11 protein-coding genes and 4 tRNA genes are annotated in these 15200 nt (G+C 70.2%); 7 read left to right on the top strand and 8 right to left on the bottom strand.

All coding sequences use genetic code 11. The features are described 5' to 3' along the window. The first annotated feature begins 352 nt into the window (after positions 1 to 352). Entirely contained in the window at positions 353 to 1015 is a 663-nt protein-coding gene (locus tag AB0Q96_RS33185; protein WP_365332025.1) for an HAD-IA family hydrolase, read from the top strand. A gap of 429 nt (positions 1016 to 1444) precedes the next feature. Here AB0Q96_RS33185 and AB0Q96_RS33180 read toward each other — a convergent pair whose 3' ends face one another. Next, the gene (locus tag AB0Q96_RS33180) at positions 1445 to 3352 is read right to left on the bottom strand and encodes a DnaB-like helicase C-terminal domain-containing protein (RefSeq protein WP_365332023.1); all 1908 of its coding nucleotides are present in this window, start codon (positions 3350 to 3352) and stop codon (positions 1445 to 1447) included. A 153-nt stretch (positions 3353 to 3505) separates the two neighbouring features. Between AB0Q96_RS33180 and AB0Q96_RS33175 the strand changes: the two genes are divergently transcribed. Further along, positions 3506 to 3712, top strand: coding sequence for a hypothetical protein (locus tag AB0Q96_RS33175; RefSeq protein WP_365332021.1), 207 nt, complete (start codon positions 3506 to 3508; stop codon positions 3710 to 3712). Positions 3713 to 3840: 128 nt separating this feature from the next. Further along, the gene (locus AB0Q96_RS33170) at positions 3841 to 4317 is read left to right on the top strand and encodes an SMI1/KNR4 family protein (RefSeq protein WP_365332019.1); all 477 of its coding nucleotides are present in this window, start codon (positions 3841 to 3843) and stop codon (positions 4315 to 4317) included. A gap of 171 nt (positions 4318 to 4488) precedes the next feature. Here AB0Q96_RS33170 and AB0Q96_RS33165 read toward each other — a convergent pair. From AB0Q96_RS33165 to AB0Q96_RS33150, 4 genes are all read right to left on the bottom strand, one after another. Then, positions 4489 to 4561 (bottom strand) — tRNA-Lys (locus tag AB0Q96_RS33165). A 198-nt stretch (positions 4562 to 4759) separates the two neighbouring features. Further along, complete coding sequence (locus AB0Q96_RS33160) at positions 4760 to 7138, bottom strand: DEAD/DEAH box helicase (RefSeq protein WP_365332017.1); 2379 nt, start codon at positions 7136 to 7138, stop codon at positions 4760 to 4762. A 201-nt stretch (positions 7139 to 7339) separates the two neighbouring features. Continuing rightward, entirely contained in the window at positions 7340 to 7870 is a 531-nt protein-coding gene (locus AB0Q96_RS33155; RefSeq protein WP_365332015.1) for a hypothetical protein, read from the bottom strand. Positions 7871 to 8161: 291 nt separating this feature from the next. Further along, the gene (locus AB0Q96_RS33150; RefSeq protein WP_351657827.1) at positions 8162 to 8512 is read right to left on the bottom strand and encodes a metallopeptidase family protein; all 351 of its coding nucleotides are present in this window, start codon (positions 8510 to 8512) and stop codon (positions 8162 to 8164) included. A gap of 126 nt (positions 8513 to 8638) precedes the next feature. Between AB0Q96_RS33150 and AB0Q96_RS33145 the strand changes: the two genes are divergently transcribed. The 3 genes from AB0Q96_RS33145 to AB0Q96_RS33135 all read left to right on the top strand — a co-directional run bounded on the left by AB0Q96_RS33145 (position 8639) and on the right by AB0Q96_RS33135 (position 8920). After that, a tRNA-Glu gene (locus AB0Q96_RS33145) sits at positions 8639 to 8711 on the top strand. Between the two features lie 39 nt (positions 8712 to 8750). Then, a tRNA-Asp gene (locus tag AB0Q96_RS33140) sits at positions 8751 to 8824 on the top strand. A 22-nt stretch (positions 8825 to 8846) separates the two neighbouring features. Further along, positions 8847 to 8920 (top strand) — tRNA-Phe (locus tag AB0Q96_RS33135). 152 nt (positions 8921 to 9072) lie between these two features. On the opposite strand, the gene AB0Q96_RS33130 is transcribed toward AB0Q96_RS33135, so the two are convergent. The 3 genes from AB0Q96_RS33130 to AB0Q96_RS33120 all read right to left on the bottom strand — a co-directional run bounded on the left by AB0Q96_RS33130 (position 9073) and on the right by AB0Q96_RS33120 (position 11071). After that, complete coding sequence (locus tag AB0Q96_RS33130; RefSeq protein ID WP_365332013.1) at positions 9073 to 9906, bottom strand: cytochrome c biogenesis CcdA family protein; 834 nt, start codon at positions 9904 to 9906, stop codon at positions 9073 to 9075. Beyond that, positions 9903 to 10655, bottom strand: a complete 753-nt coding sequence (locus AB0Q96_RS33125; RefSeq protein WP_365332011.1) for a thioredoxin domain-containing protein — start codon at positions 10653 to 10655, stop codon at positions 9903 to 9905. Before AB0Q96_RS33125 ends, AB0Q96_RS33130 begins: the two co-directional genes overlap by 4 nt. A gap of 68 nt (positions 10656 to 10723) precedes the next feature. Beyond that, positions 10724 to 11071, bottom strand: coding sequence for a hypothetical protein (locus AB0Q96_RS33120; protein ID WP_365332009.1), 348 nt, complete (start codon positions 11069 to 11071; stop codon positions 10724 to 10726). Between the two features lie 118 nt (positions 11072 to 11189). Between AB0Q96_RS33120 and hrpA the strand changes: the two genes are divergently transcribed. Then, the gene (gene hrpA, locus AB0Q96_RS33115; protein ID WP_365332007.1) at positions 11190 to 15182 is read left to right on the top strand and encodes an ATP-dependent RNA helicase HrpA; all 3993 of its coding nucleotides are present in this window, start codon (positions 11190 to 11192) and stop codon (positions 15180 to 15182) included. The last annotated feature ends 18 nt before the right edge of the window (positions 15183 to 15200 follow it).

The raw sequence follows: 15200 nt of genomic DNA, 5'->3' as shown, positions 1-15200 counted from the left end.
CTACCTCAAGTCCTTCCTCGTCAAATGGTCTTGACCAGGTGGAACTTAAGACTCCGAAAAACGCACACCATGCTCACAAGAGCTGACGAACCATGACAGCTTGCGGGGTGACTGTGATCAGAATGTGCCCTCTGGGCTGGAACCTGATCACATTGATTCACCTACAGCCTGCGGCTGACCCGCGCGGCGAAGGCAGGTGACCGTGCCTGCAAGGGCTCTGCCTGTCCTCAGTTGATCTCGTACTTTCCTGCTCGGCTACGCGGGTCGCCTGGTCCGAGAGAGAACACCCCTGCAGCGTCCCGACGCGCGATAGCGTCCCCCATGAGACCAATCGCGTAAGGACGGAAACCGCATGTCGCACAGCACTGCCACGGCGCACGGGCATGAGCAGCGCGGCCTGATCCTTGACTTCGCCGGGGTGCTCACCGCCAGTCCCATCGCCGCACACCGTGCCTGGTGCGTGTCCGAGGGGCTGGAGCCGGGGGCCTGGCGGAGCACTCTCAACGATCACCCCGAAGGGCGGCGTCTGTACGCGGCGCTGGAGGTGGGGGAGATCGGGCAGGCCGAGTGGAACCGGGGGACAGCCGCTCTGCTCGGAGAGCATGTGAATCCGGAGAACCTGATGGGGCGGGCTTGGGCCGATGTGCCTCCGGCTCGCCGGATGATCGCGCTCGCACGCGCAGCGCGGGCCGCCGGTCACCGGCTCGCGCTGCTTTCCAACAGCTTCGGGCTCGACCCGTTCAACCCGTACGAGCATGTCGGCATCTGGGACTTGTTCGACGTGCACGTCGTGTCCGAGCTGGAGGGGCTGGCGAAGCCGGATCCGACGATCTACCGCCTGGCCCTGGAGCGCATCGGGTTGCCCGCCGAGCGCTGCGTGTTCGTGGACGATCACGAGGTGAACCTGCCGCCGGCCGCCGAGCTGGGGATCACCGCCGTCCACGCCAGGGACGAGGATGAGGCCGTGGCCGAGCTGGAGGACCTTCTTGGCGTCACGGCTGTGCTCGCCGCATGAGGCCAACAGGAGACGCGCAGTCCCCGCCGATCTGCAGCAGCTCCTTGGCCATCTGGTTGAGACGGGCCTGGAGCTCGGGGTTCCACTGATCGTGCACGATCACCTCTCTGGGGCTGTCCCGGGAGGCGCGCAGATCGCCCCTCCCCCTGGATTCAACGTTCCCAGCTCGGTCGATGTTGCGGCTCCCGAGCGGAAGACCGAATCAGGGTGTGTCTCGCCGCTCGTGCCCGACACTGACGCTGCCACCTCGTGGTTGTCTCGCTGGTTCACGGCTTGGCCAACCGCCCACTCTCACAGCCGTGGTCAAATGCTCGGAAGAGCCACCGAGGGTAAGCCCTTGACCTGCGAATTCTCGGGAGTGGCCGTCGGTTGACCATCATTCGTGAGACTTGGCCACGGAATCTGAAATCCCAAAGGAAATAAGCCCAGCTAGCGCATGTCGACGAACCGGGAGTAGTGCCCCTGGAAGGCCACGGTGATGACACCGGTCGGACCCTGGCGGTGCTTGGCGATGATCAGATCGGCCTCTCCTGCACGAGGGGACTCCTTTTCATAAGCATCTTCCCGGTGCAGAAGGACAACCAGGTCTGCGTTGTTCTCGGGCGTGCCGGACGCATGCAGGTCAGCGAGCGTCGGCTTCACGTCGGTGCGCGTCTCGGGTCCCCGGTTGAGCTGGGAGACAGCGATCACCGGCACTTCGAGCTCGATGGCCAGGAGCTTGAGCTGACGCACGACCTCAGAGATCTCCTCGAAGCGCGAGTCCATCGGCCGCGGGTCGTAGGTGAGCAGGTGCAGGGCGTCCACGACAATGAGCCGGATACCGTTCCGGGCACGCAGGCGACGGGCGTGCGAGCACAGTTCCGTGAAGGATGAAAGGCCGCCGTCCTGGATGTAGAGGGGCGCGGCGTTCACATCCGGCATACGTCGCGCCAGCCGGGTCCAGTCATCGTCGGTCATCTTCCCGGAGCGCATGTGATGCAGAGCGACCCGGCATTCGGCTGACAGCAGCCGCATCACCACCTCGTTCCTGCCCTGCTCAAGCGTGAAGAGGACCGACGGAAGCCCCTGGCTGATGGAGACTGACCGCAGGATGTCCTGGGCGAGGGTGGACTTGCCCATTGAGGGGGCGCCGGCGAGAACGATCAACTGCCCCGGGTGCAGTCCGTCCGTCAGGCTGTCGAGGTCCCTGAAGCCAGTCGGCAGACCGGTCAAACCCGCCGAGCCGATTTGATCGATCTGATCGAGGGCTCCTTCCAGGACGTCGCTGAGCGGGAACGCCGCAAGCGGAATGGCGTCAGCCAATGCATCTTCGCTGGCCAGAGGGTTGTCAGGGGTTGTTCCAGACAACCCGTCGTCCGGGCCGGGACCCTCCATGCCGATGGCCTGACCAGGAATGACTCTGCCAGCAACTCGCTGCTCCTCGGCATCCCACCATCCGATGTCCTCGGCCGCCTCCTGAACAACCTCGTGCTCGCGGTCGAGTACGTCGCGAGCTTTACGGAGCACCGCGTCGACCTGGTCAAGGGCGTCGTCCTCCGCAGCACCCACCGAAGCACCGAACAGGACATCCGCGCCCCCCGTGAGCCGTCCGCCGCCCTCCGTGTCGCAACCACGTTCCCGCAGCTCCGCCTCCAAGTACATGATCTGACGGGCTGCAAGATCGGCGACTTGCTGCGCTCTGTCCCGCTCAGCCTCGGCGCGGATCAGTTGCAGGCGGAGGTCATCCGTCTGTATCTGGGCTCGCACCAGACGGCCCGACGTCATCTGGACCTCGGCCGGCTCGGGATCGGCGATGGAGCGCATCGCGTCCAGCCGTCGTGTGAGCTGAGCCACCTGGGCCTGCGCCTGCCCGAGCAGGGTAAACAGGACCGTAGCCACCTGCAGGGCCTGCAACCGCGCCTGCTCGCTGACCTCGAACGCCTGGCGGACCCGATTGAGCTCCTCCAGTGCCGCGATCGTTCCCTTCTGGGCCTCGACAAGGTCGTACGCGGAATCGGTCGAGGCCGGAGTCGGGGTCGTGTTCGCCGCCACCCACAACGGCCGGATCAGCTCCAATCGGTCGGCGGCCTGCTGCCCGCTCTCGTGTGGGAAACACACATCGGCGACGGCCTCGGCCAGCTCCCAGGTCAGCCCCACGCCATTGAGTTGCTTGTGCAGGCGCCACAACGCCGGTACATCGCCACCGAAGTGCTCCGGCGTCAGGAGTCGGTGCAGTCTGGCCACCGACACATTCGACGCGTCAAGCCAGTCCCGCAATACGCGGACGAGGCCATTGATCTCCTTGCACGCCCCGCGCGCCTCCGTCCACGGGCGCCCCGGCCGCTTCGCTGTCCCCACGCAGTCTCTCCTCAGCGAGTTGTTCTTCGAACAACCCTCGTTGTCCCAGAAACAACATCCAACCGGCTTATCGGCGCAGGTGGGAGGTGGATCGTCGATTCAAGGCGGTGCGCGAGTGCATCGTCACCTGCTGAACCGACTCGGAGGGGATCCGTGAGCCTCACCCACACTGCGATGCTGGTCCTGTCGATCACCCTGGCCGTGGTCCTCTCGCTGCTTGCAGCCGGCGCGGCCTTCGCCGTCGCCCGCTGGGGCGGTAGCCCGGTCCCTGCGTGCATCGCCGCATCCGGCAAAGCGTTCGCTACGTCCCTGTCGGTGATCAGCGCCGTCCTCGTGGTTGTGGTCACGGTCGTCAAGTAGTCGGCGATCTGCCGCACCGGCCACGGCTGTCAGAGGTGTCGGCGAAGATGCCCGGCATGAACGAGTACGACGATCTGCTGGAGCGCGTCTCCATTAGAGCTGCGGCGAGCAGACCGCACCGTCCCCCTGTGACCGCAGACGCCCTCGCCGCAGCCGAGGAACGCCTTGGGTTCCCCTTGCACCCCCTCCTTGCAGCCCTCTACCGGCAGGCGGGGGACGGGGGCTTCGGCCCTGAGTACACGCTCTTCCCTCTCACCCGAGCAACGGCTGCCGAAGAACACACCGTGGTCGACGGCTACCTCGACCGCGTACCGCCGGCCGACGCGGATACCTGGTGGTCCTGGCCCAAGGGGGTCGTGCCGATCCTTGACTGGGGCTGCGCCATGATCGCCGCCGTCGACTGCCTGAGCGAGGACGGGCCGGTCCTGGTCTTCGATCCGAACACGATCACCGACCAGGACCTCACCGGTGCCTGGTTCGTCGACGCGGGCAGCCTGGCCGAGTGGCTGGAGACGTGGCTGGCCGGCTCCGGCTGGTACGAGGAGGACATGGTCGACGAGGAGTTCGACATGCCGCTGTGGGCCGATGCCGGCTCTCGCCTGTAGCCGGAGAGGCCGTCATCTGCCCCTCAGCCCGCCGTGATCCGCCTCCTGCCCAGCCCGTCCGCTCACGCATCGCTCACGCACGGGCCCTCGAACGACGAAGCGCCCCGCCCGGTCGAAACCGGGCGAGGCGCTCCGTAGCAGGTCAGAGGGTCTCCCCTCGCCCGCCTCGCGTAGGCCGTGTGGGACTCGAACCCACAACCAATGGATTAAAAGTCCACTGCTCTGCCAATTGAGCTAACGGCCCATGGACAAGCACACCCATGCAGCATAGCCGGAGACCTCCCCGAAACCGATCGGGTATCGGCCCCGGCGCACCGGGCGGTGCGCCGGGGAGCCGTGAGGTTCGGGTGCGGGGCGCTCGTCCGTCGCGGGCGCGGCACGGGAAAGGGCCCGCACTCGCACCGAAGTGCGGATGCGGGCCCTTTCAAGGCCTTACGGAAGGTCAGCCGTTGCGCTTCCAGCGCGGCTTCTCGTCGCGGCGGAAGCCACCACCGGACGGGCGGTGGTCGTCACGGCGGAAGCCGCCGCCCGCGGAGGGGCGGTGGTCGTCGCGGCGGAAGCCGCTGGACGGGCGGTCGTCACGACGGTCGCGGTTGAACGGACGGTCGCTGCCACGGTGGCCGCCGGAGGGGCGGTCGTCGCGGCGGAAGCCACCGCCGGCCGGGCGGTCGTTGTCACGGCGCTCGTTGTCGCGGCGGAAGCCACCGGACGGACGGTCGTTGTCGCGACGGAAGCCGCCACGGTCGCCGTCACGGTCGCGGTTGAAGCCACCGGACGGACGGTCGTTGTCACGGCGGAAGCCACCACGGTCGTTGTCACGGTCGCGGTTGAAGCCACCCGACGGACGGTCGTTGTCACGGCGGAAACCACCGGACGGACGGTCGTTGTCGCGACGGAAGCCACCACGGTCGTTGTCACGGTCGCGGTTGAAGCCACCCGACGGACGGTCGTTGTCACGGCGGAAACCACCGGACGGACGGTCATTGTCACGGCGGAAGCCACCACGGTCGCCACCGCGGTCGTTGTCCCGGCGGAAGCCGCCACGGTCGCCGTCACGGTCGCGGTTGAACGACGGGCGGTCGTTGTCGCGGCGGAAGCCGCCACGGTCGCCACCGCGGTCGTTGTCGCGGCGGAAGCCGCCACGGTCGTTGTCACGACGCTCGTAGCCACCGCGGTCGTCGCGGCGGTCGAAGTCGCGGCGCTCCTCGCGGACCGGCTCGGCCGCCACCGCGGCGGCGGCCTCCGCGACCTCGGTCACCTCGGCGACCGCGGCCTCCGGGTCCTCGCCGCGCTCACGGGCGGCACGGGCCACCAGGCGGTCGGCCTCCTCGCGGAGCTCGACGGCGCGGCGCTGCAGGCGCTCCAGCTGCTTGGTCAGGTCGAGGACCTCGCGCTCGGCCTGCTTGGCCGAGTTGTTCGCGGAGTCGGCCTGGACCTCGGTGAGGGAACGGGCGCCGGTGATCTCGGCGACCTCGGGCTCGAACACGCCCGCACCGCCGACGATGTGGCGCGAGGCGTCGACGCCCGCGTCCTCCATCAGGCGGAAGATCTGACGGCGCTGGTGCGGCAGGGCCAGGGAGACCACGACACCGGAGCGGCCGGCACGGGCGGTACGGCCCGAGCGGTGCAGGTAGTCCTTGTGGTCGCCGGCCGGGTCCACGTTGAGGACCAGGTCGATGCCGTCCACGTGGATGCCTCGGGCGGCGACGTCGGTAGCGACGAGCGCGTTGACGTAGCCGTCCTTGAAGTCGGCGAGGGTGCGGGTACGCGCGCCCTGCGTCATGCCGCCGTGCAGCGCGTCGGCCTTCACACCGGCGTCACGCAGCTGCTCGGCGATGCGGTCGGCGCCCAGCTGGGTGCGGACGAAGATGATCGTGCGGCCCTTGCGGGCGGCGATGGCAGCGGTGACCGGGGCCTTGTCCTTCGGCTTCACGACCAGGACGTGGTGGGTCATCGTCGTGACGGCACCGGCGGACGGGTCGACCTCGTGCGTGATCGGGTTCACCAGGTAGCGCTTGACCAGGCTGTCGATCTCGTTCTCCAGGGTGGCGGAGAAGAGCAGGCGCTGGCCGCCGGCCGGAACCTGGTCGAGCAGCTCGGTGACCTCGGGCAGGAAGCCCAGGTCGGCCATCTGGTCGGCCTCGTCGAGGACCGCGATCTTGACCTGCTCCAGGGAGCACGCGCCACGGTTGATGATGTCGCGCAGACGGCCCGGGGTGGCGACGAGGATGTCGACGCCGCGCTCCAGCGCGTAGATCTGGTTGCCCATCGACGTACCGCCGCAGACGACCTTCATCTTGAGGCCGAGCACGTCGCCGTACGGCTGGAGGGCGTCCGCGACCTGCATCGCGAGCTCACGGGTCGGGGTGAGGATGACACCGCGGGGCTTCTTCTTCTCGGTGCGGCCCTCCGCCAGGGTGGCGAGGAGCGGCAGGCCGAAGGAGAGGGTCTTGCCCGAGCCGGTGCGACCGCGGCCGAGGATGTCCTTGCCGGCCAGGGCGTCCGGGATGGTCGCGGCCTGGATCGGGAACGGGGTGGTGACGCCGTTCTGCGCCAGCTTGCGCACGACGCCCTCGGGGAGGCCCAGGTCACCGAAGGTGATCCCGGGGGTCTCGTCGGCGTCCTCGGCGTCGTCGGCGACGTCCTCGACGCTGTTGTCGGCGTCGTCGGTGTCGGCGGCGTCGTCGGCGTCGACGGCGGGGGTGTCGGTGGCGTCCTTGGCCTCGACGGTCTCGACGGCGTCGGTGGCCACTACGGCCTCGACGGTCTCGTCGTTCTCGTTCTCGGGCAGGACGGCGTGATCAGAACTGAAAATGGACATGCGAAATGCGAAACCTTCCGGAGTCTCGGCACGCGCCCGTCAACTCCGTGTTTCGCACTACGGACCGCCTCAATGCGGTCAGCCACGGCAAGGGAGAGTACGCGCCAGTCACGGCGCTCTTCGGTCGTGGCGCCGGGCAAATGGGATCAAACGATCTACCACCATACGCACTCCCCCCCACCCAAGGCAAACCGATCACCGTCACACCGGCCTGGCCTGCGGTGATGCCTCCGGCTCGGACAGCGCACCCGGCCCCTCCGCCGCCCTCATGGCACCCATGTGGGTGTCCGCCCCGGGGGTGGTCGAGGGGGTCTCGCTGACCGTCGGCTCGGACGTCGGGTCCGGCGGCGGCGTGGTCGGGTCCTGGGTCGGCGTCGGGTCCGGCGGATCGACCGGTGGCGTGGTCTCGCCACCCGGCGCGCCCGAGCCGCCCCCGGTGCCCGCGCCGGGGCCGCCCGTCCCGCCCGGCGTCTGCGGCGGCTTCGGCAGCCCGCCCGCGCCCGCCGCGCCCGCGCCGCCGGCCGGCTTGGCGGAGGCCGTCGGGGAGCCGCTCGGCACCGGCGCCCCCTTGTCGGAGCCGTCCGCGTCCGGCCCGCTCCGGGCCGTACGGTCGTACCCGCCGCCCTCGCTCCCGCCGGACAGGCCGCCGTCCTCCCCGGCACCGGCCGCCGCACCCGGCTTCCCGGCGGAATTGCTGGGCGCCGGCTTGGCGCCGTCGTCGCTGACACTCATACAGCCGCTCAGACCCGCGCAGGCGGCTACCGCCAGGGCGGTCGCGGCCCAACGCACCGGTGTGGGCAAATGGCGCACAGGGGCACCTCCAGGACATGACGGGCGGGAACGGGGCGCCGATCGAGCCGATCGAACGCGTCGCCCTGCCCAACTCCCTTGGCGCCGCAAGGGACACGCCCCAGCAACCGCCGGCCCGATCCCGGCCACCACCCGCCCGGACCGCCCCGGCTCAGCCCGGACCCACCCGGCTCAGCCCAGCCCCGCACCCACCCCGCCCCGCCCCGCCCCGCCTCAGCCGTAGCCCAGCGCGTGCAGCCGCTCGTCGTCGATGCCGAAGTGGTGGGCGATCTCGTGCACCACGGTGATCTCGGTCTCCGCGACCACGTCCTCGTGGGACTCGCACATCCGCAGGGTCGGGCCGCGGTAGATGGTGATCCGGTCCGGGAGGACCCCGGCGTACCACTCGCCCCGGTCGGTGAGCGGTGTCCCCTCGTAGAGCCCGAGCAGTTCGGGATCGTCGGGCGACGGCTCGTCCTCCACGAACACGGCGACGTTGTCCATCAGCCGGGTCAGCTCCGGCGGGATCCGGTCCAGGGCTTCGGCGACGAGCTCCTCGAACTCCTCGCGCGTCATCTCCAGCACGGGCCCATTCTCCCTCCCTCGAAAGCCCCCTCCACCTGCCGGGAGAAACCGTTTTGGCGATCCGGCCGGGATCCCATATGCTTCTCACGTCCCCGACGCGCTGGAAAGCGCCCAGGTGGGCCCTTAGCCCTCATCGTCTAGTGGCCCAGGACGCCGCCCTTTCAAGGCGGTAGCACGGGTTCGAATCCCGTTGGGGGCACGCACAATCCTGTGCGAGACTTGTTCTCGCACAACATATGGCTCTGTGGAGCAGTTGGTTAGCTCGCCACCCTGTCAAGGTGGAGGTCGCGGGTTCAAGTCCCGTCAGAGTCGCTGAGGCTGGAAACAGTCTCGTGGCTGGGTAGCTCAGTTGGTACGAGCGATCGCCTGAAAAGCGATAGGTCGCCGGTTCGACCCCGGCCCCAGCCACAAAGAGAAGGCCCCGTTCGAAAGAACGGGGCCTTCTTCGTGCGTCCGTGCGTCCGTGCGTCCGTGCGTCCGTGCGTCCGTGCGTCCGTGCGTCCGTGCGTCCGCGAGGGTGACGGTACGGGGAGGAGGGCGGCGCCCTCCTCCCCGTACCGTCACGCCTCCTCGCGCCGCCGCCCCCGCAGGGCCCGCACCGCGAAGCCGGCGGCCACCACGGCCGGCACCGCGAGGAGCAGCGCCCAGTCCGGGACCAGACGGCCCACGGCGCCCACCCGCTCCTCCACGGCGAACGAGTCGTCCACGGACAGCAGCCCCGGCAGCGCGGTCGTCCCGTCGAAGACCAGGAAGAGCGTGCCGAGGGCGATGAAGAACAGGCCCGAGAGCACCGAGGTCGAATGCAGCTCGAAACGGCCGAGCCGGATCGGCCGGCCCCGCAGCCAGCGCCGCCGCCCCAGGTCGTAGCGGTTCCAGAGCAGGGCCAGCACGAAGAGCGGGACGGCCATGCCGAGCGCGTACACGGCGAGGAGCAGGCCGCCGTAGACCGGGCTGCCGCTGAGCGCGGCCACGGTCAGGACGCTGCCCAGGATGGGGCCCGCGCAGAACCCGGCGAGACCGTAGACCAGGCCCAGGGCGTACACGGAGAACGCGGTCGTCGGGCGGATCCGGCCGCTGACCTCGCTCATCCGGCGGGACGCGAAGCCCAGACCGAGGATCTGCAGCACCCCGAGACCGACGATCAGCCAGCCGCCTACGGCCACCAGCAGGTCCCGGTGCCCGTAGAAGAGCCGCCCGGCGAAGGAGCCGGCCGCGCCCAGCGGGACGAGGGTGGTGGCCAGGCCCGCGTAGAAGACGCCGGTACGGGCGACCAGGCGGGCCCGGCCGTCCACCGAGTACGCGAAGAAGGCCGGCAGCAGCAGGGCGCTGCACGGGCTGAGCAGGGCCAGCAGCCCGCCGAGGAAGGCCGCGAAGTAGCCGATGCCGGAGGTCACCGGCCGGACCCCGGCGTCGCCCCCGCGCCCGGCTTCTTCGCGGCGGCCGCCTTCGCCGCCGCGTCGATCGCCTGGGTGAACGCCTCCATCGGCTGGGCGCCCGCGATCGGGCGCCCGTTGACGAGGAAGGAGGGGGTGGAGGTGGCGCCCAGCGAGTAGCCCTGCTCCTGGTCCTTGCCGACCGCCGCCCGGGCCGCGGCCCCGTCCGTGTCGCGGGTGAAGCGGGCCAGGTCCGGGACGCCGGCCTCCCGGGCGAGGGCGGTCAGGCGCTCCTTGCCGAAGCCCTTCTCCTTGGCGCCCTGCGCGTACGCCGCCTTGTGGAACTCCCAGAACCGGCCCTGCTGCCCGGCCGCCCAGGAGGCCCGGGCCGCCGCCTCCGACTCCTCGCCGAAGATCGGGAAGTTCCGCCACTCGATGCGCAGGGTGCCGGCGTCGACGTACCGCTTCACCAGTTCGGGCTCGGTGTCCCGGGCGAACTTCCCGCAGTAGCCGCACTTGAAGTCGGCGTACTCGATCAGGACGACCGGCGCGTCGGCCCGGCCGAGGGCCAGCTTGTCGGCGGCGTCCCGGCGGGCGTACGCCTCCAGCTCGGGGTAGACGCCGGCGGACGGGTCGGCGGAGACCTCGGCGGCGGCGCCGGGCGAGGAGGACGGGCCGGACGGCTTGGTGGTCGCGTACGAGGCGACGCCGAGCAGCGTGGCGGCGAGCACCACACCACTGATGATCATGACGGGCTTGGACCGGGACATGCGGAAGCGCTCCTGAGGTCGGAGAGGGAAGGCGAAGAGGACGGGCGGCGAGGAGGGGCGCCGGCCGTCTAGACCCTCAGGATCGACAGCTCCACGGGCGAGGGAGGCACCAGCGCGGGCGGCTCCCGGCCCCGGGTGGTCTCCGCCGGGCCCTCGTCCACGGCCCAGTCCGCGCAGCCCGCCCGCGCCCCCACGAGCGCGGGCAGCAGCTCCCCGAAGCCGTGCGACCGCGGCGGTACGACGGGACCCGCGGCCCCCTCGTCGGCCGGATGGCCCTGTCCGCAGCCGGGCGCCAGGGCGCCCGCGACGACCGGTCCGGGCGCGGGCGGGGGCGTGGCGGCCCCGCAGACCACGAGTCCCAGCACCAGGCCCGCGAGCGCGGCGAACGCCGCGAGGACGCGAGCGGTGCGGGACATGCGGAAACCTTTCGGGACGGTGCTGGCGGGTGTGCCCGAAATATTACGCAGCCCGTCCGTCCGGCCCTGGTAAATCGGTTCGCCGCTTCTCCGCCGCAGGTGCGATCCTGAATGCCGTATGTCTACTTCCTTCGCCGCCCTCCAGTCCGTCCTGGCCGAGGTCTCGCTGCGGGACTCCCACCGGCTCGGCCGACGTCTCGAAGGCGCCCGCCGCATCCGCAAGCCCGAGGCCCGTGAGGCCGTCCTGGACGAGATCGCCGCCGAGGCCGGCAAGGCCAAGGAGCGGGTCGACGCGCGCGCCGCCCGCGTGCCCGCGGTCACGTACCCGGAACAGCTGCCCGTCTCCCAGAAGAAGGACGAGATCCTGGAGGCGATACGCGACCACCAGGTCGTGATCGTCGCCGGTGAGACCGGTTCCGGGAAGACGACGCAGATCCCGAAGATCTGCCTGGAGCTCGGCCGTGGCGTCCGCGGCATGATCGGGCACACCCAGCCCCGCCGGATCGCCGCCCGCACGGTCGCCGAGCGCGTCGCGGAGGAGCTCCGCACCCCGCTGGGCGAGGCCGTCGGCTGGAAGGTGCGCTTCACCGACCAGGTGAACCCCGAGGGCACCTTCGTGAAGCTGATGACCGACGGCATCCTGCTCGCCGAGATCCAGACCGACCGCGAGCTGCGCGCCTACGACACGATCATCATCGACGAGGCCCACGAGCGGTCCCTCAACATCGACTTCCTGCTCGGCTACCTGGCCCAGCTGCTGCCGAAGCGCCCCGACCTGAAGGTCGTGATCACCTCCGCGACCATCGACCCGGAGCGCTTCTCCCGCCACTTCGGCGAGGCGCCGATCGTCGAGGTCAGCGGCCGCACGTACCCGGTCGAGGTGCGTTACCGCCCGCTCCTCGAAGAGGGCGGCGAGGAGGCCGACCGGGACCAGATCACCGCGATCTGCGACGCCGTCGACGAGCTCCAGGCCGAGGGCCCCGGCGACGTCCTGGTCTTCCTCTCCGGCGAGCGCGAGATCCGCGACACCGCCGACGCCCTGATCAAGAAGCAGCTGCGCGGCACCGAGGTGCTGCCGCTGTACGCGCGGCTGAGCCATGCCGAGCAGCACCGGGTCTTCCAGGCGCACTCCGGCCGCCGGATCGTCCTCGCGACGAACGTGGCCGAGACCTCGCTCACCGTCCCCGGCATCAAGTACGTGATCGACCCGGGCACCGCCCGCATCTCCCGCTACTCGCACCGCACCAAGGTGCAGCGGCTGCCGATCGAGCCGGTCAGCCAGGCCAGCGCCAACCAGCGCAAGGGCCGCTGCGGCCGTACCAGCGACGGCATCTGCATCCGGCTGTACTCCGAGGACGACTTCCTCACCCGGCCGGAGTTCACCGACGCGGAGATCCTGCGGACCAACCTGGCCTCCGTCATCCTCCAGATGACCGCGGCCGGCCTCGGCGACATCGAGAAGTTCCCCTTCATCGACCCGCCGGACCACCGCAACATCCGGGACGGCGTGCAGCTCCTCCAGGAGCTCGGCGCGCTGGACCTGGCCGAGAAGTCCCCCCGTGACGGCAGGAAGGGGCAGCGGCTCACCGAGCAGGGCCGCAAGCTGTCCCAGCTGCCCGTCGACCCGCGGCTCGCCCGGATGGTCCTGGAGGCCGACCGCAACGGCTGCGTCCGCGAGGTCATGGTGATCGCGGCGGCGCTCTCCATCCAGGACCCGCGCGAGCGGCCCGCCGAGAAGCAGGCGCAGGCCGACCAGCAGCACGCCCGCTTCAAGGACGAGACGAGCGACTTCCTCGCCTACCTCAACCTCTGGCGCTACGTCCGCGAGCAGCAGAAGGAGCGCGGCTCCAGCTCGTTCCGCCGGATGTGCAAGCAGGAGTACCTGAACTTCCTGCGGATCCGGGAGTGGCAGGACATCTACTCCCAGCTGCGCACGGTCGCGAAGCAGATGGGGATCCACCTCAACGAGGAGGACGCGCCCGAGCAGTCCGTCCACGTGTCCCTGCTCTCCGGGCTCCTCAGCCACATCGGCCTGAAGGACGTCAAGGAGTCCAAGGACGGGGGCGGCGGCCGGGACGGCAAGCGGGAGAGCACCCGCAACGAGTACCTCGGCGCCCGCAACGCCAAGTTCGCGATCTTCCCCGGCTCCGCGCTCTTCAAGAAGCCCCCGCGGCTCGTCATGTCCGCCGAGCTGGTGGAGACCTCCCGCCTGTGGGCGCGGGTCAACGCGCGGATCGAGCCCGAGTGGGTCGAGCCGCTGGCCCAGCACCTGGTGAAGAAGACGTACAGCGAGCCGCACTGGGAGAAGGACCAGGCCGCGGTCATGGCCTTCGAGAAGGTGACGCTGTACGGCGTGCCGATCGTCGCCGACCGCAAGGTGAACTACGGCCGGATCGACCCCGAGGTCTCCCGCGAGCTGTTCATCCGCAACGCGCTCGTCGAGGGCGACTGGCGCACCCACCACAAGTTCTTCGCCGACAACCGCAAGCTGCTCACCGAGGTCGAGGAGCTGGAGCACCGGGCCCGGCGCCGGGACATCCTCGTCGACGACGAGACGCTGTTCGACTTCTACGAGAAGCGGGTGCCCGAGCACGTCGTCTCGGGCGCGCACTTCGACTCGTGGTGGAAGCACAAGCGCCACGAGGAGCCGGAGTTCCTCGACTTCGAGCGCGAGATGCTGATCAACGAGAGGGCGGGTGCGGTCACCAAGGACGACTACCCGGACTCGTGGCGGCAGGGCCCGCTGAAGTTCCGGGTGACGTACCAGTTCGAGCCGGGCGCGGACGCGGACGGCGTGACCGTGCACGTCCCGCTCCAGGTGCTGAACCAGGTCACCGACGAGGGCTTCGAGTGGCAGATCCCGGGCCTGCGCGCGGAGGTCGTCACGGAGCTGATCCGGTCCCTCCCCAAGCCGATCCGCCGCCACTACGTCCCGGCGCCGAACTTCGCGGCCCGCTTCCTGGACGCGGTGGTGCCCGTCCAGGAGCCGCTGACGGGCGCGCTCGCGCGGGAGCTCCAGCGGATGGTCGGCGTCCCGCTGACCGCGGACGACTTCGACTGGGCGAAGCTGCCCGAGCACCTCACGATCACCTTCCGGATCGTCGACGAGCGGCGCCGCAAGCTGGCCGAGGACAAGGACCTGGAGGCGCTGAAGCTGCGGATGCGCCCCAAGGCCCGTCAGGCGCTCTCCCAGGCCGCCGCGGCGGCAACGGGCGGCCCGGACGGTTCGGGGCCCTCCCTGGAGCGCTCAGGGCTCAAGGACTGGACGATCGGCACGCTCACCCGGGTCTTCGAGACCCGGCGGGCCGGCCAGCCGGTCAAGGCGTACCCGGCGCTGGTCGACGAGGGCGACAGCGTGGCGGTGCGGCTCTTCGACACGGAGGCCGAGCAGCAGCTGGCGATGTGGCGGGGCACCCGGAAGCTGATCCTGCTGAACATCCCGGTGAACCCGGCGAAGTTCGCCTCGGACCGGCTGACGAACCAGCAGAAGCTGGCCCTGTCGGCGAACCCGCACGGCTCGATCCAGGCGCTGTTCGACGACTGCGCGACGGCGGCGGCCGACCGGCTGATCGCGGACCACGGCGGCCCGGCGTGGGACGAGGAGTCCTTCCGGAAGCTGTACGACAAGGTCCGCGCGGACCTCGTGGAGCTGACCGTGCGGACCGTGGGGCAGGTGCAGCAGGTCCTGGCGGCCTGGCAGGCCTGTGAGCGGCGTCTGAAGGCCACCGGCAGCCCCGCGCTGCTGCCCAACCTCAAGGACGTGCGCGACCAGCTGGCCTGGCTGATGCCGGCCGGTTTCGTGACCCGTACGGGCCTGAAGCGGCTGCCGGACCTGATGCGCTATCTGGTGGCGGTGGACCGGCGGCTGCAGCAGATGCCGACGGGCGTGCAGCGGGACACCACCCGGATGGAGAAGGTCCACGAGATGCTGGACGAGTACGCCTGGCTGCTCGAACAGCTCCCCAAGGGCCGGCCGGTGCCGACGCAGGTCACGGACATCCGCTGGATGATCGAGGAACTGCGGGTCAGCTACTTCGCCCACGCCCTGGGCACGGCCCACCCGGTCTCCGACAAGCGGATCGTGAAGGCGATCGACGCGGCGGTGCCGTAGCCCGTTCGGCGGGCGCGG

Source organism: Streptomyces sp. NPDC093111 (assembly GCF_040683955.1).
Classification (GTDB): Bacteria; Actinomycetota; Actinomycetes; order Streptomycetales; family Streptomycetaceae; genus Streptomyces.
This window is presented reverse-complemented; position numbering and strand designations above follow the sequence as displayed.

Coding starts and splice junctions, on each gene's coding strand:
- AB0Q96_RS33185 (WP_365332025.1), top strand. CDS start 353: ATGTCGCACAGCACTGCCACGGCGCACGGGCATGAGCAGCGCGGCCTG.
- AB0Q96_RS33160 (WP_365332017.1), bottom strand. CDS start 7,138: ATGTCCATTTTCAGTTCTGATCACGCCGTCCTGCCCGAGAACGAGAAC.
- AB0Q96_RS33155 (WP_365332015.1), bottom strand. CDS start 7,870: ATGAGTGTCAGCGACGACGGCGCCAAGCCGGCGCCCAGCAATTCCGCC.
- AB0Q96_RS33125 (WP_365332011.1), bottom strand. CDS start 10,655: ATGTCCCGGTCCAAGCCCGTCATGATCATCAGTGGTGTGGTGCTCGCC.
- AB0Q96_RS33120 (WP_365332009.1), bottom strand. CDS start 11,071: ATGTCCCGCACCGCTCGCGTCCTCGCGGCGTTCGCCGCGCTCGCGGGC.
- hrpA (WP_365332007.1), top strand. CDS start 11,190: ATGTCTACTTCCTTCGCCGCCCTCCAGTCCGTCCTGGCCGAGGTCTCG.